We start from the raw sequence: 19,309 nt of genomic DNA, 5'->3' as shown, positions 1-19,309 counted from the left end.
GCGCTCCCTCAAGCCCGCAGCTTGCCGCCCTGCTTTTCGACCGCTCCAACGACCTTGGCGGTCAAGGCCTCGATCTCGGCTTCGGTCAGGGTGGCCTCGCGCGGCTGGATGACGACTTCGAGGGCAACGGACTTGAAACCCTCGTCCACGCCCTTGCCGCGATAGACGTCGAAGACCCGCACGTCGGCGATCAGGGCCTTGTCGGCGCCCGTCGCGGCCCGGACCAGATCGCCCACCGGTTTAGCGTCCTCGACCACGAAGGCGAAGTCGCGTGTTAGGGGCATGAGGGCCGACAGATCGGCGGTTCCCCGCGCCTTGCCCGACTTCCCACGCGGCTCGGGCACGTTATCCAGAACGATCTCGAAGGCCAGCATGGGGCCGTCGGCGTCCAGGCTTTTGAGCACGCGCGGATGCAGTTCGCCGAACTCGACCATCACATTCTTGGGGCCCAGTTGCAGCCGGCCCGAACGGCCGGGGTGCCACCAGTCGCGGTTCTGGCCCTGGACCAGTTGCAGCGAGGCCACCGGGGCGCCGATCTCCTCCAGCAAAGTGGTCAGGTCGCCCTTGAGCGTGAACAGGGCGTCCTCACCGGCGCCCGCCCAGTGACGAGCGGCGTGCGGAGCGACCAGGCCGGCGATGACCGTGCGCTGATCCGCCGGCCCGTCGCCCAGATAGATGGGGCCGATCTCGAACAGTGCGGCGTCTGCGAAACCGCGAGCGGCGTTGCGCGCCGCCGCCTGAACCAGGTTCGGCAGGGCCGAGGGCCGCATGCAGTCCAGATCCGCCGCGATGGGGTTCTCCAGCATCAGCCGATCATCCCCGCCGCCGAACAGGGCTGCGGTCGATTGTTTGGTGAAGGACCAGGTGACGGCCTCGGCGTAACCGAGGGCCGCCAGGGCGCGACGCGCGGTGCGGACGCGGGCCTGGCGCGGGCTCAGCACGCCGCCGGCGGGGCGGGCGACCTCGGGCAGAGGCGTATCGGGCAGGCTGTCGAAGCCCTCGATCCGCGCCACCTCTTCCACCAGATCGGCCGGGCCTTCGACGTCGCAACGCCACGAGGGCGGAGTGACGAGCCAGGGCTCGGCCTGACCGGCCGGCGCGGCCTGAACCAGGAAACCGAGCTGGCCCAGGATGGTCCCGATCCGGTCATCGGCCAGGTCCATGCCGCTGAGGCGCTTCACATAGGCGGGGTCGAAGGCGAAGGGCGCCGGGCTCGCCGGCGGTTCGCCGACGAAAACGATTTCCGACGGCTCGCCGCCGCACAGGTCCAGAATTAGGCGCGTGGCCAGTTCCAGACCCGGCGTGACCGAGACCGGATCGACGCCGCGCGCGAACCGGTACTGGGCATCGGAATGGATGCCCAGCGCACGGCCGGTCTGGGCGATAACCAGCGGGTCGAACCAGGCGCTTTCCAGGAAGACGTCGGTGGTGGTCTCGTCGCAGCCGGTCGATTCCCCGCCCATGACGCCGCCCAGGCCGATGGGGCGCTCGCCCCCGGCGTCGGCGATGACGCAGTCGGCCGCGGATGCGGCGTACGTCTTGCCGTCCAGGGCGATCAGATGTTCGTGCTCGCCGGTCGCGGCCGAAACCTGCCCCGCCCGCACCACGATCTCCGTCCCCGACAGCTTGGCGACGTCATAGACGTGCAGCGGCCGGGCGCGGTCATAGGCGATCAGGTTGGTTACATCGACCAGACGGTTGATCGAGCGCAGGCCGATGGCCGTCAGACGCTTTTGCAGCCAGGCCGGCGACGGGCCGTTTTTGACGCCGCGAATGACGCGACCGGCGAAGACCGGGCACATCTCGGGAGCCTCCAGCCGCACGCTGATCGGCGACGGGAAGGCCCCGCGCACCACGGCGATGTCGAAATGCTTCAGCTTGCCGACGCTGGCGGCGGCCAGATCGCGCGCGATGCCGGCGACGCCCAGCCAGTCGGGCCGGTTCGGCGTGACCTCGAAATCGATGACCGGCTCGGCGCCGAACAGGCCGGCGACCGGCGTGCCGACGGGGATCTCGGGCGGCAGTTCCTGAATGCCGTCGCTCTCGTCCGACAGCTCGAGCTCGGATGCCGAGCACAGCATGCCGTTCGACACCACGCCGCGCACCGGCTTCTCGACCAGGGTCACGCCCAGACCCGGCACATAGGCGCCGATGGGCGCATAGATGGTGGTCAGTCCCGCCCGCGCGTTCGGCGCGCCACAGACGATCTCCTTCAGCCCGTCGACCGTCTCGACCTGGCAGACCTGCAACCGGTCGGCGTTGGGATGCCGCTCGGCCGAAACGATCTTGGCCACGGTGAAGGGCGCCAGTTTGGCGGCGGGATCGAGCACCTCCTCGACCTCCAGCCCGGCCATGGTCATGGCCTCGGCGATCTGATGAACATCCGCCTCGGTTTCGAGGTGGTCCTTCAGCCAGGACAGGGTGAACTTCATGCCGTTGGCCCCGCCACCGTCGGAACAGCCGCCAGTTGCTCTAGAATCTCGGTGGCTCCGGTGAAGCCGACATTGTAGAACTCGCAGCCCACGAAGGTGCAGTCATGCATCGGGATGGTGCCCAGCGCCTTGTCCCCCATCGGCTGAAGCAGAAGATTCTTCATGCCCCCGCGCGAGTCGCCGAAGTTCGTCTCATCGAACGTCGTGCCGGGTCCGACCAGAACGATCGCCGGGCCATCCAGCCGGCAACCGGTGAAGGTGCGCCCCACGACCGCACCCTTGTCACGGCAGTGCTGATAAAGATCGTGCAGGTTCAGATCGACGTTCTCGAACGTGATCTGGGTAAGGTCGCGCGCAAGATTGACGGGACGGTTGATCGGCAGCCGGCTCATACTTGGTTCTCCCGTGCGCTGAGGAGGTCGGCCTCGATCTGCTCAAGCAGATCCGGCGCGCCAGTGAAGCCAATCTGCACGAAGCGGCAGCGGACGAAGCGGCAGTTGGACATGCCCACGACGCCCGCGATCATATCGCCCATCGGCTGAAGCAGAAGGGTGCGGGGGTTGGTCGCCACGCCCATGTTGCAGCTGTCGAACGTCGTGCCGTTCATGACAGCCATGACCGCCGGTCCTTCGATCAGACAGTTCGTGAACGTCTTGTCCTCGATGAACGTCTTGCCGGCGTTCATGTGATGAACGGCCAACGACGGCAGCCAGACGGCTTCCTTTTCGAAGGTCGTGCGGGCCACAAGTTCGCGGCCGAACTTTTCTTCGGCCGACATCGGCGTTTCAGTTTGATCGGTCATCTTGAAACTCGTTCAGCTCAGGCCCGAGGCCGGATTGGGGGCGGCGAAGGCCGAGAAGCCGTAGTGGGACAGCCAGCGGGTGTCGGCGTCGAACATGGGTCGCAGGTCCGGCACGCCGTATTTCAGCATGGCCAACCGGTCCACGCCCATGCCGAAGGCGAAGCCCTGATATTCGTCCGGGTCGATGCCGCAGTTCTTCAGCACGTTGGGATGCACCATCCCGCAGCCCAGAATCTCCAGCCAGTCGTCGCCGGTGTTGAACACCAGTTTTCCGCCCGAACGGTCGCAGCGGATGTCCATTTCGGCCGAAGGTTCGGTGAAGGGGAAGTGGTGCGGACGGAACCGCGCCTGGACCGCGTCCAGTTCGAAGAAGCGGGCGATGAAGGTCTGAAGCGTGGTCTTAAGGTGGCCCATGTGGATGTCGCGGTCGATCACCAGGCCTTCGATCTGGTGGAACATCGGCGTGTGGGTGGCGTCGGAATCCTTGCGGAAGGTGCGGCCCGGCGCGACGATACGGATCGGCGGCTTTTGCGACATCATGGTTCGGACCTGCACCGGGCTGGTGTGGGTCCGCAGCACCTTGCGCTCGCCCGTCTCGGGGTCCGGCTTCAGGAAGAAGGTGTCGTGCATTTCCCGCGCCGGGTGTTTGGGCGGGAAGTTCAGGGCCGTGAAGTTGTGGAAGTCGTCCTCGATGTCCGGACCTTCGGCCACGGCGAAGCCCATCTCGGCGAACAGGGCGATCATCTCGTCCATCACCTGCATGGTCGGGTGGACGCCGCCCTTCCTGCGCGGACGCGCCGGCAGGGTCAGGTCGATGCGTTCGGACAGCAGGCGCGCGTCCAGCTCGGCGGCCTCAAGATCGGCCTTTTTGGCGGCGATGGCGGCGGACACGCGGTCGCGCAGGCCGTTGATCATTGGCCCCTGTTCACGGCGCTCGTCGGGGCTCATGGCGCCCATGCCCTTCAGCAGGCCGGAGATGGAGCCGGACTTGCCCAGGGCGGCGACGCGCACCTCTTCCAGGGCGGCGACGGTTTCCGCGCCGCCGATGGCGTTGATCAGGTCGAGTTCGAGTGTGGCGAGATCGGTCATTTGCGCTGTGCCTTAGCGTTCTCGCGCGCGTTCGTCACCCTTCAAGGGGCCGATGCGATGGCCTGAAGTTCCGACGCCGGCGCCTTGTTGGCCGCAACGATCCAGGCGGGCGGTTCCGGCTCCCAGCGGATGGGCCGGCCGTCGGTCTGCATCCAACGGTGCAGCCACGAGATTCCGTTGGCGCGGACATAGGTGTCAGGGTGCTGATAGATCGGATCGGCCAGCGCCTCTTCCAGCGGCACGAAGCGATAACCGCGCGCCAGATACAGGGCGTGGATCTGCGGATACCAGGCCTGGTTCAGGGTGTTGGCGTGCAGCAGCAGCACCTGCGCCGGTTCACGCCCGCCCGCCACCTCGGCGCTGTAGGGTTCGAAGAAGTCCAGCACCGTCGCCATATGCGCCACATAGGCCTGACCGATGCGCTGCATCAGCGCCTGATCGCCGATCTGCTCGGCCTTGCGATAGACGTCGGCGAACATCCAGTCGTTGTTGTCGAAGGTCACCGGCGCGATCGTATAGCCGCGCTGGGCCAGGCCGGCGGCGATGGCGTCGTGCTTCGCCTGCGTCTCGCCGGTGAACAGATAGGGGTGGCGGAACCAGCGCAAGGATTGGCCTCGCGCCGCCAGCACGTCGCGCAAGATCGGCGCCCCGGCGTCCACATCGGCCAAATAGGCCTCAACCGTCGTCGAGTGGATGTTCAGATGGGTGTTGGTGTGGTTGCCCAGGCCCAGACCGGCGTCCAGCCAGACGTCCAGCACGCGCGGCAGGATCGTGGCGCGCTCGGCCTCGCACACCTTGCCCGCATTGACGAAGGCGACGCCATGCGTGTCCAGCGGCTTCAGCATGGCGACGAAGTCTTGGGTGATCGTCATCAGGCGCGCCGGATCGCACAGGGTCGTCGCATCCGTCTGGAACGGCAGGTCGTCGAAGGTCACGGCGACGCGTCGGTCCTGCGCAGCAGCGGCGGTGGTCAGGGCAAGGGCTGCAGCCAGGCCGCAAATCAAGGTGCGCATCATCCGGCGAGGCTATCGAAGTCGCGTCCGCGAGGGAATATCGCGCGCAGTCAGGACTTTCCATCCGCCCACGGATCGACTGTCGAAAACCCGCCGCGAAAGGTTCATGAACGGCAAAGCTGGCGTTAAATATCAGCGTCTAATCAGGCCTCCGGACTTGCGAGGACCTTGATGCCGCTGATCGGTGATTTCGTCGACTTGATCGCGCCCGTGGCCCCGTCCACGCCGGGCGCGGATGTGTTCGAGCGGTTCCAGACCGAGCCGAACACCCTGGCCCTGGCCGTCGTCGACGACCACGGCCGACCACTCGGCATCATCGAACGCAACGCCTTCACCCTGAGGATGGCGGCCGAGTTCGGACGCGCCCTTTATGCCCGAAAGCCCGCCGAAAGCCTGATGGACCGCAATGCGCCGGTGGCGGAGGCTGCGACCAGCGCCGAGGCCTTCTTCCAGGCCTATGGCGCGGCTGAGCTGGGCGCCCTGCTGACGGGCTTCATCGTGGTGTCGGGCGGCCGCTACGTCGGCGTCGGCACGGCGTTGCAGGTGGTTCAGGCGGGCGCGGCCCTGCACCGCCAGCGAGCCGAGGAGATGAGCGCCCTGGCCCGCGACCTGGCGCTGGCCGAGGCCGAGGCCGTCGCCTCCAGCCGGGCTAAGTCCGAGTTTCTGGCGGTGATGAGCCACGAGATCCGCACGCCTCTGAACGGCGTGCTGGGCGTCGCGGCCCTGATGGACAAGAAGCTGGAGCAGGAAGAGCTGCGCCCCTACGTCCGCACCGTGATCGATTCGGGCCAGAGCCTGCTGCGGCTGCTGACCGACGCGCTGGACATGTCACGCGCCTCCGCCGGCATGCTGACGCTGGAGGAGGAGCCGCTGGACCTGTCGGCCGTCGCCTTCGACATCGACGCCCTGTGGCGCGCGCGGGCCGACGAAAAGGCCCTGGCCCTGACCATCCGCACCGACCTGGCCGTTCCTTGCATTCAGGCCGACGGGATGCGGCTGAAGCAGCTGTTGAACAACCTGATCGGCAATGCGCTGAAGTTCACCCTGACCGGCGAAGTCGTCGCCCTGATCGAAAGCCACGCAGACGGCGAGGTGATCTTCACCGTCGACGACAGCGGACCCGGCGTGCCCGAGGCGGCGGCCGCGACCATCTTTGATCCCTTCAACACCGGAAAGGCCGGGCGCGAGGGGGCGGGCGCGGGCCTGGGCCTGGCCATCTGTCGACAGATCGCCGAACGGATGGGCGGCGCGATCTCGCTGGGCGCCTCGCCCCAAGGCGGCGCGCGGTTCCAGGTGCGCCTGCCGCTGCGCGTCGCAACCGAGAGCGCGGCGCCCGCCCCCGCCATGGCCGAGCCGACGCCGCACGACACCCTGCATGTGCTGGTGGTGGACGACAACGCCACCAACCGCTTCGTCGCCGGCAAGCTGCTGGAGATGTTCGGCTGCACCTGCGAGATGGCCGAGAACGGGCGCGAGGCGGTGGACGCCGTAATGGCCCGTCCGTTCGACCTGGCCCTGATGGACATCAAGATGCCGGTTATGGACGGCGTCGCCGCGACGCGGGCTATCCGCGCCCTGCCCGGTCCGGCCGGCGCCCTGCCGATCCTGGCCCTGACGGCGAACGCCGACGAGCGCGACGAGCTGGACTATATCGCCGCCGGCATGAACGGCGTGGCGCAGAAGCCGATCCAGCCCGACGCCCTGCTGAACGCCATCCGGATGGTGCTGGCGCAAAGCCAGGCATCGCAGGTCCCCAAGGCGGCCTGAAACGAAGAACGCCCGCCCCGGAAACCGGAGCGGGCGTCATTCTTGTTGCGCTACGCTCGCGACGCGATCGCTCGCGGCTTGAGCGCGGCCCTTAAGCCAGAGCGGCGCGGACCTTATCGGCGACGGCCTTGAAGCCGGTCGCGTCAGCGGCGATCGCGGCCAGAACCTTGCGGTCCAGTTCGATGCCGGCCTTGTTCAGGCCGTTGATGAACTGGCTGTAGGTGAAGCCTTCCAGACGGGCGGCGGCGTTGATGCGCTGGATCCACAGGGCGCGGAAGTTGCGCTTCTTGGCGCGACGGTCGCGATAGGCGTATTGCCCGGCGCGGTCGACGGCGGCCTTGGCCGTACGGATGGTATTCTTGCGGCGGCCGGAGAAGCCCTTGGCCTGCTCCAGAACCTTCTTGTGCTTGGCGTGCGAGGTTACGCCACGTTTAACGCGAGCCATGTCGCTATTCCTTCAAATTCTTTGGGATGGAGATCAGTCGTACAGCGCGCGCCGATCAGGCGTACGGCATGTAGGATTTGATCTTCTTGGCGTCGGCGTCGGCCATGACCGAGGTGCCGCGGTTCTGGCGGATGTATTTCGAGTTGTGGCTGATCAAGCGGTGACGCTTGCCCGCAACGCCGGCCTTAACCTTGCCAGTGGCCGTGAATTTGAAGCGCTTCTTGGCGCCCGACTTCGTCTTCAGTTTCGGCATTTCAGTCTCCTTTTTGGAGGGCTACCGTCCTTTGGACTACTTGAGCCCGTGGGGAGGTGTCTCTCCAGAGTTTAAGAACCGCCCAGGCATGCCTGTTCGCCTGGCGGTTCGGTACGCGAAGGCGCGGCTTCTACGTGAAGAGCGCCGCCATTGCAAGACGAGTCAGGCCGGGGCTTTGACGCCGCCCTCTCCGCTGCGAATGACGCGTCCGGCGTTGATCGCCATCAGGGCCGCCGGGATGGTCAGCAGCGCCCCGATCACGAAGGGCCAGTCATGCCCCAGCCCCGAGAACAGCGCGCCCGCGATCATCGGCCCGAAGATGCGCGCCACCGAGCTGGAGGCCATGTTCAGGCCCAGCATGGCCCCCTGCCGATCCGGCGGCGAGGCGCGGCTGATCATGGCCGAGATATTGGGCATGGCCAGCGACATGCCGCACGCGCCGATCGCCATCACGATCGGAATGATCCAGCCCTGGACGACCGGGATCGTGAGGGCGCCCAGCTCGAGCCGTGTCGCGGGAAACCACGCGACCGGCGCCAGCACCTGCAACACCAGCGAGGTTCCAAACAGCAGCATGCCGGTGGCCAGCACGCGCGATTCGCCGAAGCGTCGCGCCAGCCGGCCGGCGAAGAACCCCTGGTTCAACGTCGAGACGATGCCCACGATCATGAAGCTGAGCCCCACCTCGCGCGCGCCCCATTGATAGCGGCTCTCGGACCACAGGCCAAACACGCTCTCCATCGCCGAAAACCCGGCCATATAGATCAGGGTCACGACCAGCACGCGCGAAACCACCGCGTTGTCGCGCGCATCCTTCAGCCCCGCCAGGAAGGCCGGACGCGGCGCGGCGGGATCGGCCTTGGCCCGGCTTTCGCGTAGGAAGACGACGACGCCGACCGCCGCAACCGCCGCCAACGCCGCCGCCAGGAAGATCGGCAGCTGATAGCCCAGCCGTCCCAGCTGCGGCTGCGTCAGCAATCCACCTAAGCCCGGACCGACGATGAAGCCCAGGCCGAACGCGGCCCCGATCAGACCCATCCGCCCGGCCCTCTGCTCGGGCGGGGTCACATCGGCCACATACCCCTGAACCGTCGAGATATTGCCCGCGCCAAGGCCGGTGAACAGCCTGACCGCGATCGCCAGCCAGATGTTAGGCACGAAGGCCAGCATCAGATAGCCCAGCGCATTGGCGATCAGGGTCATCAACAGCACGGGCTTTCGCCCGATCCGATCCGACAACCGCCCCCAGAACGGCTCGGCGAAGAACTGACCCAGCGAATAGGCCGAGAACATCAGCGTGATCTGCCACGCCTCGGCCTGCAGGCTCTGGGCGAAGAACGGCAGCAACGGCACCACCAGCCCAAACCCGACCAGATTGATGAACACCGTCGCAAACAGCACGGCCAGCGCCGGTGTCTTAAGCTTGGGCGGCGGGGTGCGCGCAGCGACCGTATCGGCGTTCGTCATTCCAAACGCTTAGCCGTTTCTCCAGCAAAGAAAAACGCCCCGGTCGCGGGACCGAGGCGTTTGGTATTCAGCGATGGATCGCGATCAGCGCGGGGCCAGGATCATGATCATCTGGCGGCCTTCCATCTTGGGCGAGAACTCGACCTTGGCGACTTCGTCGAAGTCGGCCTGGACCTTGTTCAGCAGCTTCATGCCCAGTTCGGGGTGGGCCATTTCACGACCGCGGAAGCGCAGGGTGACCTTGACCTTGTCGCCTTCCTCGAAGAAGCGGTGCATGGCCTTGGCCTTCACCTCATAGTCGTGGGTGTCGATGTTCGGACGGAGTTTGATCTCCTTCAGCTCGACGACCTTCTGGCGCTTGCGCTGCTCGGCCTTCTTCTTCTGTTCCTGGAAACGGTGCTTGCCGTAATCGAGGATCTTGGCCACCGGCGGCTCGGAGGTGGAGACGATCTCGACCAGGTCCATCCCGGCTTCCTCGGCGGCTTCCAGAGCAGCGGAGGTGGGCATGACGCCCTGTTTTTCGCCGTTCTGGTCGATGAGCAGAACGCGAGGGGCGCGGATATCCTGGTTCATACGCGGCCCGTCTTTCACGGGTGGCGCTTGCATGGGACGGCGAATGGGCGTCGTTTCCTTATGTGGTCAGAGAAGGCGTGTGTCGTGATGAGCGAATGCACGCGGCGATCGCCACGTTCCCCTCAAGGCCGGCAATATGCGCCGCGAGCCCCGATTTTTCAAGGGTTCGCAGGCGTTTCGACGATGTACGCGTCATGCAGCGCCAGCACCGCGTCGAAGACGTGATCCACCGTTAGGTCCTCGATCGGCGCGAACTGGCCGCGCGTCTCGTTGGACGCCGCCGTACGCGTCTTGGGTCCCCAAGGACCGTACAGCCACCACTCGGTCGGACCGAACAGACCTAGGGTCGGCCGGCCCAGCGCCGCCGACACGTGCATCAGACCCGAATCGTTGCCGACGAACAGATCGGCCCGATCGATGGCGGCGGCCGAGGCCAGGATGTCGCCCTTGCCGACGAAATCGATGCCCCGCGGCCCCGCCGCCTCCAAAGCCGGGGTCGCCGGGGGCCGGTCACCCGGCCCGCCCACCGGCATGAAGCGCCAGCCGTTGAAGCGCGGCTCGGCTCTCAGCTTCTCGACCAGCGCGCCCCAACGATCGGCAGGCCAGCTCTTGCCCGGCTGATGCGCGATGGGGGCCAGGGCGATTATCGGCCCCGGACCCGCGCCGCCCGCCAGCTGCGGATCGATGACGGCGGCGGCCTCGGCCCGCGCCTGATCGTCCAGGAAGATTTCGGGATCCAGCGGCGTCGGCGAACCCATCAGGCGCGACACCATCTCGACCTTGCGCAGGCCCGTCTCCCACGAGCGGTTATAGACGATGCGCCGCTTCGCGGGGATCAGATAGCTGAGCGCCGAACCCCGGATGTCGATGACCAGATCCCAGCGCGTGCCGACGACCTGTTTCCACAGATCGAGCCAGTGGCCGGAGAGCTTCTTCTTGTCGAGCACGATGGTGCGCACCACGCCGGGCGCATTGCGGAAGAAGGGCGCGGGCGGCCTGCCGCAGGCGACGGTGATCTCGGCCCCCGGGACCTGACGCGCGATCTCGCGGATCACGCCCGACGAGATGACGCAGTCGCCGATGCGGTTGGAGGTGACGAACAGGACCTGGGGTGCGGACATGGGTCTGTGTTCCGCCATCGCGCGTCGCGGTCAAGGGTGACGACGGCGGAAAGTCCGGGCAGAACGGGCGTCATGACCGACATCCAGCACCTGTCCCGCCCCGATGGCGAAACCCTGGCCTTCAAACGCGTCGACGGCGACGGCCCGACCGTGATCTGGGTCGGCGGCTTTCGTTCGGACATGGAGGGGACCAAGGCCCTGGCCCTGAATGTCGCCGCGCGCGAACGTGGCTGGAACTTCGTCCGCTACGACCATTTCGCCCACGGCCAGTCCTCCGGCGACTGGAGACAGGCCACCATCGGCCGCTGGCGCGAGGACGCCGTCGCCCTGATCGACAGCCTGTCCGGCCCGGTCATCCCGGTCGGCTCCTCGATGGGCGGCTGGGTTTCGCTGCTGGCGACCCTGGCGCGGCCGGACCGGATCAAGGGGCTGGTCCTGGTCAATCCGGCCCAGGAATTCACCGAACGGCTGATGTGGCCCGGCCTGGCGGACCACGAGCGCCAGGCCATTCTGCGCGAGGGCGAAACCCTGATCGTCGAGGAGGGTCTGGGCGAATATGTCCTGACGCGGCGCATGTTCGAGGAAGCGCGCAACTGGCTACTGCTGGACGGCGTGATCGACATCGCCGCGCCGGTTTATATCCTGCAAGGCCGCGCCGACGACGTCGTGCCGTGGCGACATCAGGTCGAGCTGGTCGAACGGCTGACGGGCGGCGACGTGCGCCTGGACCTAATCGAGGGCGGCGATCACCGGCTTTCGTCGCCGGCGGATCTCGACCGACTGGTCGCGGCGGTCGAGGCGATGCGGGGCTAGATCAGCCCTTACCCGTCAACGCCCCATACAGGTCCGTCCGCCGATCGCGGAAGAAGCCCCAGGCCGCGCGGTATTTGTCCAACTCGTCCAGATCGAAGCGGTGCACCAGCACCCCCTCCTCCTCGGCGCCCAGTTGCTCGACCAGTTCGCCTTGCTGATCGGCGATAAAGGAATGGCCGTAGAAGGTCTGGCCGACCTCGGTCACGCGCTCATGCCCGATCCGGTTGGCGCCGACGACGGGAACCGCATTCGATACCGCATGGCCCTGCATGGCGCGCCGCCAGGGCTCGGCGGTGTGCAGGGTCGCATCATGCGGCTCGGTGCCGATGGCGGTCGGATACATCAGGACATCGGCGCCCATCAGCATCATCGCCCGCGCCGCTTCCGGGAACCACTGGTCCCAGCAGATGCCGACCCCGACCTTGCCGAAGCGAGTCTTCCAGACCTTGAAACCCGTATCGCCCGGCCGGAAATAGTACTTCTCCTGATAGCCGGGGCCGTCGGGGATATGGCTCTTGCGATAGATCCCCAGCGCCTCGCCGTCCGCGTCCAGCATGACCAGCGAATTATAATACTGCGGCCCGTCCTTTTCGAAGATCGAGACCGGAATCGCCACGCCCAGCTCCTTGGCCACCGGCGCCATGGCCGTGACGCACGGGTGTTCGCGCCACTCATAGGCCTGGGTGAACCAGTGCTCTTCCTGCGAGACACAGAAATACGGCCCCTGGAACAGCTCCGACGGCAGGATCACTTGCGCGCCCCGCCCCGCCGCCTCGCGCACGAAGGCGATGGTCTTGTCGATATTCGCCTGCATGTCCTCGCCGTACGAGGTCTGGATGCCGGCGACAGTGATGTTGCGGGTCATGCGGGCTCCTGCTGGGAGATGCAGTGGAACGAGCCGCCGCCGGTCAGGATGGCGTTGGACGGCAGCGGAATGATCTCGCGATCGGGGAAGGCGTCCTTCAACGCCTGACATGCCATGTCGGCCGCACGGGCATCCCCATAGGTGGGTACGACCACTGCGCCGTTGGCGATCAGGAAGTTCATGTGACTGGCCGGGATCGGGCGTTCGTCCTCGTCCAGCACCAGGCCCGGCGACGGGATGCGCACGACCTTCAGCCGACGGCCCGCCCCATCGGTCACAGCGGCCAGATCGCGCGCCGTCGCGTCATAGACGTCGGCGTTGACGTCGTTCGTCCCCCAGGCGACCGGGCAGGCGACCACGCCCGGCGCGACGAACCGCGCCAGGTTGTCGACGTGCCCGTCGGTGTGGTCGTTCAGCAAACCGTCGCCCAGCCACACCACCACCTTGGCGCCGACCGCCTTCTCCAGCGCCGCCGCCGCGACGGCCTCATCCTGGTTCCAAGCGGGATTGCGGTTCGGGTTCAGCAGGCATTGGCGCGTGGTCAGGACGGTGCCCTCCCCGTCATGATCCAGCGACCCGCCCTCCATGACAAAGTCGTTCCAGGTCAGGTCCACGCCCGCATGTCGGCCGATCTGGCCGGCGACCAGATCGTCGCCCGGCATGTCATATTTTCCGCCCCAGCCGTTGAACTTGAACGCGGCGGCCGTCCTGGATCCCGCGCCGAAGATCGGCCCGGTGTCGCGCAGCCAGACGTCACCGAACTCGCCGGGCACGACCTCGACATTCGCCACGCCCGCAAAGCGCGCCTGGGCGTCGGCCAGAACCTCGGCCTTGCCGACCATCAGCTTGACCTGCTCACGACCCGGTCCGGCCAAGGCCCGCACCAGACCCTCGACCTCTTCCTGCGCCTGCTCCAGCGCCTCGAACCAATATTCCGCATGGCTGGGCCAACCCACCCACATGGCGCGGTGCGGCGCCCATTCCGCGGGGATGGCGGCAGCATTCGGATCGGTCATGCAGGCGTCCTCAAGAAGGGCCGAACTGGGAGCCGCGCCATATGGCCCCAAGCGCCCCCGACTTCAACGTCGGCCACGAAAAAGGGCGGCCCGCGAACGGACCGCCCTTCGTCGTTTTCGTTTGGCTAAGCCTTAGAAGGCGTAGCGCAGGGTCGCCATCATGGTGCGCGGCGCGCCGACGCCGGCGAACGAGCGGCTATAACCCAGTTGGCCAGGGGTGCCCGACGCGCGAGTGCCCAAAGTGCTGTAGTACTGCTCATCGAACAGGTTGGTGACGTTGAACTGCAGATAGGTGCCTTCGAAGCCCAGCGGGGCAAAGTCGAAACGGGCGTCCAGATCAACCACGGTGTAGGCATCAACCTTCAGGTCGTTGACGTCGGTGACCCAACGCTCTCCGGTGTATTTACCCTGGATGCCGGCCGAGAAGACGTCGTTGAACTGGTACGACGCACGCAGCGAATACATCTGCTCAGGGGTTTCGACCTGCTTCTTGCCCTTGGTCTGCAGACGGTTGCCCGCACGGTCATAGACATAGTCGTCTTGCAGTTCGCTATCTAGGAACGAGGCCGAACCGTACAGGCTCAGCGCCTGGATCGGCGACCAACCCACCGAGATTTCAACACCCTTGGATTCAACCGAACCAACGTTGCGATCGACGAACTGGTCCAGGTCCGGCTCGAAGGTGCTGACAATGCGGTTGTCGAACTGGTTGAAGAAGCCCGACGCTTGGGCGATCAGGGTGCCGGAAGTGTAGCGGTAGCCGAAATCGACGTTCTTGGACGTTTCCGGCTGGACAGTCGGGTTGCCGATCGAACCATCGGCCAGACGCGTCGTCGCATACAAGCTGTCCGTGCGCGGGGCCGACAGCGATTCCGAGTAGCTAGCGTAGATCGATTGGGCGCCGCCGAACTTGTAGGTCGCGCCGACGTTGGGCAGCACGTCATCGTACTTCACCGTGCGTTGGAACGGCGTGATGTACTGGGTGGTCCCGCGTCCTGCAAAGGTCACATTGCCGTTGGCTAGCGTCGCGTTCGGCACTTCGGACGTGCATAACACGTTCGAAGAGGCGTTCTGGGTGTAGCAGAACTGGTTCAGTTCACGCTTGAAGAAGGGCGCACGAACGCCAAGGTTGATTGTCAGCGCCTCGTCCAGGAAACGACCGATGTATTCGACCGAGAACTGGTTCAGTTCGGCATAGGACAGTCGGTCACGCGAACGCAGGGCGAAACCATCCAGGTTCACGACCCGGTTGCCTTCTTCCTTAAGGCCGCCGAACTCATCGACAAAGCTCGGGTTGGTCGGGTTGGAGAAGTCAATGCGACCGAACAGGCCGGTCTGGCGGTGGCGACCCCAGTCCAGCGCATATGCGGCGCGCAGGCGGTGATGGTCATTCAGATCCCAGATCAGCGAGCTGTTCAGCGTGTAGCGCTGGGTGTGGGTGTTGGAAGGCGACATGACGCGAACGCGATCCAGGATGTCACCGTCTCCGTTCAGATCGACGCCGCCCGTCGTGCGCGTACCGCGCAGCAGAGCGTCGTTTTCGGCCAGAACCGTCTGTTGCGAGCCGCCATTGGCCAACGTGTAGGAGAACGAGGGGTCGATCGTCAGGATCAGGCCATCAGCCAAGGTGAAGCGTGACTGGCCGCGGATGTTGCCCGTGTCGGACGGGTTGATGCGTAGACCCCAATAGTTGGCGCCGTTGCTGTCCAAATCCGCCACGCCCGGACGAAAAGTCGGTGCAGTGTAGGTGCGATCGAAATCAACGCCCCAGCCAAACGGGCTGGTTTCGACGTCGCTGACGCAGACCTGGGTGCGAGCCACATCGCAGAAGCCGGTCGAGGTGGCCAGGTTCGGCCCGTTGTAGTTGTTGTTGCGGTTTTCATTCCAGTGCGCGGCCAGCGACAGGAAGTCGCCGTTGTCGCCCAGCGGCTGATAGATGCGGGCGTTGTACTGGGTCTTCTCAAGTTCGCCGATGCCTTTGAACTTGTCATACTTCTGGTGCGAAGCGGCGAACCAAGCCGAGGTGCCCCACGGACCGACGGCTCCGGTGTCGATCAAGCCCATGATGCGGTTGTAGCTGAAGTCGCCCAACGAACCTTGCAGCCAGCCGCCGAAATCGGCAGCCGGACGGCGCGTGACGTAGTTGATGGTACCGCCGGTCGCCGAGGCGGTCGGGCTGTCGACGTCGGTCGATCCGGTGTTGATCGAGGCGCGTTCGATCAGTTCGGGATCAAGCTGTTGGTTGGTGTAGGTGGCGTAGTTGCCGGTGTCGTTCAACGGGATGCCGTCAAACGTCAGTGACACGCGGTTGCCGTCGAAGCCGCGCAGACGGATGTTGCCGCCCGACGAACCGTAAGGATCGGCATTGGTGAAGCTGAGGCCCGGGGTCAGGTTGAGGGTCTGAAGGATGGTTTGGCCGGCCGACTGGGTCGCGATGAACTCCTGGCCAATGGTGTTGCGCGTCTTAGCGACGGTCTCGGCGGTTGCAAGGCCCTCAATGGTGCGCTGCCCGCGAACTCCGGTAACGACGACTTCGCCGACCTCGGTCGCTTCGGTGCCGGTCGATTGAGCGGAGGCGGCGCCGGCGAAGGCCAGCGAGCCGGCAAGAGCGGTGGTCGCCCAAATCAGGCTTTTACGAGTAATCATTACATCTATCCCCAGATGGACGCGATTGGCTTTGGCGTCAGGCGTCCATCGCCTGTCGCAATCCAGCCCCCTCTAGGGCGCATGTTGAAATCTTGGGCGACAGTTATGTAACAGCAATATGACAGAGGCAGAGGGTGGTCTGGGCGCCACACTCTGCGACTAAGCTAGCCTCACGCCCGCTCGAACACGTCCGCAATGCCTACCGCCGTGCGGGCGATGGCCCGCGGCTCGTGAAAGTTGCCGTTTACCTGGCTCTGGGCGATTACGTGGGCGCGGAAACGCGTAAACAGCGCCGTGTCCGGTGCCTGGGGCGCAGACCAAAAGCAATCCAGCGGCTGCTGGTCGGTCAGGCCGTCGAAGTCGAAGAAGGCGTTGCCCATTACCTTGACCGGCGTATGGAAGCCCATGGCCGACAGCGCCGCACTAGAGTTATTGACCACCATTCCGCGCGACGCCCGGCATAAAGAAGCCAGATTGCCGCCGTCGATGAAGTCCACTCGTCCCTGAAGTCCGTGTTCGTGCGCCAGCCGAAGCGTCACGGCGCGCAAATTCACCAAGCCGGGATCGAGCGGGTGATTTTTGACTACCAGCCTGGCGTCGGCCGGCGCATGGGCCGCGAAACTGGCCATGGTCGCCACGAGGAAGGCGCGATTATCGGCGTAACGCGAATAGCGCAACAGCTGCGCATCGCCCTCGCGCTGAAGACAGGCGATGAAGAACTCTCCTCGCGCACGAATCATCTCCGCGTCGCAGGCATTGACCTTGCGGAACGCCAGGCTAACATAACGCCGGATATGGCCTAAGCATTGTTTGATTGGGGAAAACACATACGGCGCTGTATAGTTGGGAAAGAACATTTTCCCAGCGACCTGCACCGTATGATAGGCGCTGATATTGGCGACGTGGTACGGCAGTATTTTCCCGACCGCGATTGGCTGAGGCAGCTTCGGCGCCGGTTCAGGATAGCCGCCGCGGAATCTTGGCAGCGCACTAGAACCGTTTACGCCGTCGCGCTCAACTGTCACCCAATCAGGACGGAAATAACCGTTTTCTAAAACCCAAACACGCGCCCTCAAGTTTTCGGCTGCGTCAAGTACCGCGCGGTTGTAGGCTCCGACCTCGCCAAAGACGATGATGTCGCTGAAATCGTCGGCAATACGTGCCAGATCATCGGTCCAGGACTTCGCCGTCCCCTTGAACACCAGGCCACCTGGTCTTCGCCAGTTCATTGCATCGCCGGCGTTGAAGATCATGCGATTGACGAGCGCGCCGCGCGCCTCGAGCGCTGAGGCCAGTGCGGCTCCGAACGATCCGAAGGGGGCGGAAACGACCAGGAACCGACGGCCCGACAGGCCGAATCGACCGCCTTGCCGTTTTGCGGGGAAGGCGGCAATGACCGTTGGGTCGGGAAGCACCGCTGAACGCAGACGTAGAGATACGCTCGGCCGAAAGTAATCTGCCCTTAATCGATAGCGCCGACGACGTCGCGCCGACAAAACTCTAGAGGACGAACGCGCGTCTGCCATCATGCCCACCGGTACAATGACGGAAGAGAAAGCGGTTTGGCGGGGCCGTTGCAACCGCAGAGTTTGTCTAAAAAAGGCATGTCGCCCTTTTGTCGTGACCAACTTTTACGATCAATCAAAAAAGCCCCAAGTTCAAAGATTCTGAGGCGCGGCGATTTAAACGTTGTTTTTGCCAGCAAAGCCGCCGCCGCCCTTAAGGCGACGACGGCTCGATGTCTTTGAAACGACGGCTTCATACTTCGCGGATCGGTGATTGAGTGACCTCAACCACCGACCGAAAAGTTTTAGAAGTTGATGTCGATTGTCGCGCGGCGGTTGAGCGGTTCGCGCACACCGTCGGCGGTCGGCTTGGCCAGGTTGGTTTCGCCCTTGCCGTCGAGGGCGATCACGCCGCCGTYGATGGTCGCGCGGCGGTTGAGCGGTTCGCGCACACCGTCGGCGGTCGGCTTGGCCAGGTTGGTTTCGCCCTTGCCGTCGAGGGCGATCACGCCGCCGTTGACGCCTTGAGCAACCARGGCGTCCGCGACGGTGCGCGAACGACGGTTGGACAGACCCAGGTTATAGGCGGCCGAACCYGAGGTGTCGGTGTAGCCGACGATCAGGACGCGCGTCGGWSSRCCCGACTTGGCGTAGTTGGCGGCCTGCGTCACCACCGAACGGGCTTCCGCGGTCAGGTCCGAGCGATCCCAGTCGAAGTAGACGACGAACTGGCGAGCGACCGGGGTCTGAGCGACCGGCGGCGGGGGCGGCGGGGGCGGAGGCGGCGGCGGCGGGGGCGGCGGGGGAGGCGGCGGCGGGGGAGCATCTTCCGCACCGAAGCTGTAGCGCAGACCCAAGGTCACGGTGTGCGACTGATCGTAGTCGCCGTCCCATTCGGTGGTGTATCGCGCATCACCGACAGCCGAACTGTTGAAGGACATATCACCTGTCAGGTAGCGGTAAGTCAGGTCGATGTTGGCTCGATCACCGACAGCCCAAGCCAGACCGGCGATCGCCTGAGCAGCGAACTTGGTTGACGTATCATCGACAGTAAACGTTGCGCCACGATTATCGCGAAGGTTCCCAATCGTGTTAGTATCAACACGGTTCACGCCGGCACCGAGACCGACGAAGGGACGGACACCCCAATATTCGAAGCCAAAGTCATAGATGACGTTGGCCATAAGGGTGGCGGATTCAATATCGCCTTCAGGCGAGTAGCATGGCCCAGCTGCCGGCGTTAGGTTGCAGAGACCACCAGCGCCACCGTTAGGCGCACGCACTGTGCCGATGTCGCCCGAGCGATAGCCACCTTCCAATTCAACCCGCCAGCTGGGGTTGAARCGGTAGCCCAGACGAGCAAATGCCGCCCAACCTTGCTCAGCTTCGTAAACATGGTTGAAGCCAGTCGAAGCGGCCTCCATGTTAATATCGTCCATGACGCGATAGCCGGCGTCGATGGCGCCGTACCAGCCATTGGGTTCTGCCGATGCGGCGCCAGC

17 protein-coding genes are annotated in these 19,309 nt (G+C 65.1%); 2 read left to right on the top strand and 15 right to left on the bottom strand.

Features of this window, described 5'->3' with window-relative positions; genetic code table 11:
- Positions 1-8: 8 nt before the first annotated feature.
- The 5 genes from pheT to ASF81_RS00065 are packed head-to-tail and all read right to left on the bottom strand — an operon-like array spanning position 9 to position 5,336.
- Entirely contained in the window at positions 9-2,432 is a 2,424-nt protein-coding gene (gene pheT / locus ASF81_RS00085; RefSeq protein WP_055803194.1) for a phenylalanine--tRNA ligase subunit beta, read from the bottom strand.
- Positions 2,429-2,824: a hypothetical protein gene (locus ASF81_RS00080; protein ID WP_055803191.1), complete on the bottom strand. Its 396-nt coding sequence runs from the start codon at positions 2,822-2,824 to the stop codon at positions 2,429-2,431. The genes pheT and ASF81_RS00080 overlap by 4 nt, the downstream gene beginning before the upstream one ends.
- Positions 2,821-3,234 carry a hypothetical protein gene (locus tag ASF81_RS00075; protein ID WP_055803187.1) on the bottom strand — a complete coding sequence of 138 codons (414 nt, stop codon included), beginning with the start codon at positions 3,232-3,234 and terminating at the stop codon, positions 2,821-2,823. The genes ASF81_RS00080 and ASF81_RS00075 overlap by 4 nt, the downstream gene beginning before the upstream one ends.
- Positions 3,235-3,246: 12 nt before the next feature.
- On the bottom strand, positions 3,247-4,323 hold the full coding sequence (gene pheS, locus ASF81_RS00070; protein WP_055803184.1) for a phenylalanine--tRNA ligase subunit alpha: 1,077 nt from the start codon (positions 4,321-4,323) through the stop codon (positions 3,247-3,249).
- Positions 4,324-4,364: 41 nt separating this feature from the next.
- Complete coding sequence (locus ASF81_RS00065; RefSeq protein ID WP_235559158.1) at positions 4,365-5,336, bottom strand: polysaccharide deacetylase family protein; 972 nt, start codon at positions 5,334-5,336, stop codon at positions 4,365-4,367.
- Between the two features lie 171 nt (positions 5,337-5,507).
- Here ASF81_RS00065 and ASF81_RS00060 point away from each other — a divergent pair, with 171 nt between their 5' ends.
- Positions 5,508-7,103, top strand: coding sequence for an ATP-binding protein (locus ASF81_RS00060; RefSeq protein WP_055803176.1), 1,596 nt, complete (start codon positions 5,508-5,510; stop codon positions 7,101-7,103).
- 91 nt (positions 7,104-7,194) lie between these two features.
- Here the strand turns inward: ASF81_RS00060 and rplT are convergent, their stop codons facing one another.
- The 5 genes from rplT to ASF81_RS00035 all read right to left on the bottom strand — a co-directional run bounded on the left by rplT (position 7,195) and on the right by ASF81_RS00035 (position 10,962).
- Positions 7,195-7,548, bottom strand: coding sequence for a 50S ribosomal protein L20 (rplT, locus tag ASF81_RS00055; protein WP_017506327.1), 354 nt, complete (start codon positions 7,546-7,548; stop codon positions 7,195-7,197).
- A gap of 55 nt (positions 7,549-7,603) precedes the next feature.
- Entirely contained in the window at positions 7,604-7,801 is a 198-nt protein-coding gene (gene rpmI / locus ASF81_RS00050) for a 50S ribosomal protein L35 (protein WP_003166435.1), read from the bottom strand.
- 162 nt (positions 7,802-7,963) lie between these two features.
- Positions 7,964-9,268 carry an MFS transporter gene (locus ASF81_RS00045; protein ID WP_055803175.1) on the bottom strand — a complete coding sequence of 435 codons (1,305 nt, stop codon included), beginning with the start codon at positions 9,266-9,268 and terminating at the stop codon, positions 7,964-7,966.
- A gap of 84 nt (positions 9,269-9,352) precedes the next feature.
- On the bottom strand, positions 9,353-9,874 hold the full coding sequence (gene infC / locus ASF81_RS00040) for a translation initiation factor IF-3 (RefSeq protein WP_055752751.1): 522 nt from the start codon (positions 9,872-9,874) through the stop codon (positions 9,353-9,355).
- Positions 9,875-9,999: 125 nt separating this feature from the next.
- Entirely contained in the window at positions 10,000-10,962 is a 963-nt protein-coding gene (locus tag ASF81_RS00035) for a glycosyltransferase family 9 protein (protein WP_055803172.1), read from the bottom strand.
- 72 nt (positions 10,963-11,034) lie between these two features.
- Between ASF81_RS00035 and ASF81_RS00030 the strand changes: the two genes are divergently transcribed.
- Complete coding sequence (locus ASF81_RS00030; RefSeq protein ID WP_055805236.1) at positions 11,035-11,775, top strand: alpha/beta fold hydrolase; 741 nt, start codon at positions 11,035-11,037, stop codon at positions 11,773-11,775.
- Between the two features lies 1 nt (position 11,776).
- On the opposite strand, the gene aguB is transcribed toward ASF81_RS00030, so the two are convergent.
- The 5 genes from aguB to ASF81_RS00005 all read right to left on the bottom strand — a co-directional run.
- On the bottom strand, positions 11,777-12,640 hold the full coding sequence (gene aguB / locus ASF81_RS00025) for an N-carbamoylputrescine amidase (protein ID WP_055803167.1): 864 nt from the start codon (positions 12,638-12,640) through the stop codon (positions 11,777-11,779).
- The gene (locus ASF81_RS00020) at positions 12,637-13,656 is read right to left on the bottom strand and encodes an agmatine deiminase family protein (RefSeq protein WP_082503381.1); all 1,020 of its coding nucleotides are present in this window, start codon (positions 13,654-13,656) and stop codon (positions 12,637-12,639) included. Before ASF81_RS00020 ends, aguB begins: the two co-directional genes overlap by 4 nt.
- Positions 13,657-13,788: 132 nt before the next feature.
- Positions 13,789-16,302 carry a TonB-dependent receptor gene (locus ASF81_RS00015; protein ID WP_055803164.1) on the bottom strand — a complete coding sequence of 838 codons (2,514 nt, stop codon included), beginning with the start codon at positions 16,300-16,302 and terminating at the stop codon, positions 13,789-13,791.
- Between the two features lie 170 nt (positions 16,303-16,472).
- Positions 16,473-17,717 (bottom strand): capsular biosynthesis protein, encoded by a 1,245-nt coding sequence (locus ASF81_RS00010; RefSeq protein ID WP_235559157.1) that lies wholly within the window; start codon positions 17,715-17,717, stop codon positions 16,473-16,475.
- A 395-nt stretch (positions 17,718-18,112) separates the two neighbouring features.
- A partial coding sequence (locus ASF81_RS00005) for an OmpA family protein (protein WP_156363093.1) occupies positions 18,113-19,309 on the bottom strand: 1,197 nt, incomplete at its 5' end.

This window comes from Brevundimonas sp. Leaf168 (assembly GCF_001423685.1).
Taxonomy (GTDB): Bacteria; Pseudomonadota; Alphaproteobacteria; order Caulobacterales; family Caulobacteraceae; genus Brevundimonas; species Brevundimonas vesicularis_C.
This window is presented reverse-complemented; position numbering and strand designations above follow the sequence as displayed.

Excerpts from the sequence above, each read along its gene's own strand:
- pheT (WP_055803194.1), bottom strand. The coding sequence starts at position 2,432 with ATGAAGTTCACCCTGTCCTGGCTGAAGGACCACCTCGAAACCGAGGCG.
- ASF81_RS00080 (WP_055803191.1), bottom strand. The coding sequence starts at position 2,824 with ATGAGCCGGCTGCCGATCAACCGTCCCGTCAATCTTGCGCGCGACCTT.
- ASF81_RS00075 (WP_055803187.1), bottom strand. The coding sequence starts at position 3,234 with ATGACCGATCAAACTGAAACGCCGATGTCGGCCGAAGAAAAGTTCGGC.
- pheS (WP_055803184.1), bottom strand. The coding sequence starts at position 4,323 with ATGACCGATCTCGCCACACTCGAACTCGACCTGATCAACGCCATCGGC.
- ASF81_RS00065 (WP_235559158.1), bottom strand. The coding sequence starts at position 5,336 with ATGCGCACCTTGATTTGCGGCCTGGCTGCAGCCCTTGCCCTGACCACC.
- ASF81_RS00060 (WP_055803176.1), top strand. The coding sequence starts at position 5,508 with ATGCCGCTGATCGGTGATTTCGTCGACTTGATCGCGCCCGTGGCCCCG.
- rplT (WP_017506327.1), bottom strand. The coding sequence starts at position 7,548 with ATGGCTCGCGTTAAACGTGGCGTAACCTCGCACGCCAAGCACAAGAAG.
- rpmI (WP_003166435.1), bottom strand. The coding sequence starts at position 7,801 with ATGCCGAAACTGAAGACGAAGTCGGGCGCCAAGAAGCGCTTCAAATTC.
- ASF81_RS00045 (WP_055803175.1), bottom strand. The coding sequence starts at position 9,268 with ATGACGAACGCCGATACGGTCGCTGCGCGCACCCCGCCGCCCAAGCTT.
- infC (WP_055752751.1), bottom strand. The coding sequence starts at position 9,874 with ATGCAAGCGCCACCCGTGAAAGACGGGCCGCGTATGAACCAGGATATC.
- ASF81_RS00035 (WP_055803172.1), bottom strand. The coding sequence starts at position 10,962 with ATGTCCGCACCCCAGGTCCTGTTCGTCACCTCCAACCGCATCGGCGAC.
- ASF81_RS00030 (WP_055805236.1), top strand. The coding sequence starts at position 11,035 with ATGACCGACATCCAGCACCTGTCCCGCCCCGATGGCGAAACCCTGGCC.
- aguB (WP_055803167.1), bottom strand. The coding sequence starts at position 12,640 with ATGACCCGCAACATCACTGTCGCCGGCATCCAGACCTCGTACGGCGAG.
- ASF81_RS00020 (WP_082503381.1), bottom strand. The coding sequence starts at position 13,656 with ATGACCGATCCGAATGCTGCCGCCATCCCCGCGGAATGGGCGCCGCAC.
- ASF81_RS00015 (WP_055803164.1), bottom strand. The coding sequence starts at position 16,302 with ATGATTACTCGTAAAAGCCTGATTTGGGCGACCACCGCTCTTGCCGGC.